Source organism: Natrinema soli, assembly GCF_028618695.1.
Map to the genome: position 1 here is coordinate 1 of NZ_JAQIVI010000165.1, position 690 is coordinate 690.

Sequence of the window (690 nt, forward strand, 5' to 3'; positions counted from 1 at the left end):
GGCGACGGTCGCGACGGCCGACCGCACCGGTGGCGACCGGCGCTCGCTCGAGCCGCCGCCGATCGATCCCGACGGGAACCCATTGTCCGCTGTTCTCGAGAACGAAGCGTCGGTTGCTCACCCGGACGATGACGGAGCGGCCGATCACCCGGAGAACGATGGACCGATAGTCTACGAGCGGGCGGACTTCGAGGATTTCCTCGCGCGCGCTGGACTCCGGGCCGAGCGAGTTCTCGCCGTTCCGGTCGCGGACCGCGCCGTGGTCCTCGCGACCAGTACTGAACCGATGGCGTTCGACGGGCTCGAGTCGGACCCGATCAATGCGGTGTCGGACGCCGCGACCGTCGCCCTCGAGTCACTCGAGCGTGGCGACGGCCTCCGAACGTGCCGGCACGAGCGAGATCGCCTCGAAGCCCTCGTCGATCGGACGGAACGGGTGTGGGATGCGGGGCAGTCGATACTGACGGCCGACACGCGCGAGGCGGTCGAACGACGGCTCTGTGAAGCGATCGTGTCTCTGGACCCGCTCGAATCGGCCGGCGAAATAGGGCTCGCCTGGGTCGGTCACGCGGACGATGGTCGCGAACGAGTCGTCCCGTCGACGTGGGTCGGCCGCGACGGCGAGTTCCTCGAGTCGACGACCGTTCCCCTGGAGACGGACGTCGACGCGCCGACGGGAGCCGCGGCCGC

At 69.7% G+C, this 690-nt stretch carries 1 pseudogene; it reads left to right on the forward strand.

Annotated features, from left to right (window positions below):
- Positions 1 to 690 (forward strand): annotated as a pseudogene (locus PGX04_RS11530) (bacterio-opsin activator domain-containing protein); the annotation flags it as partial.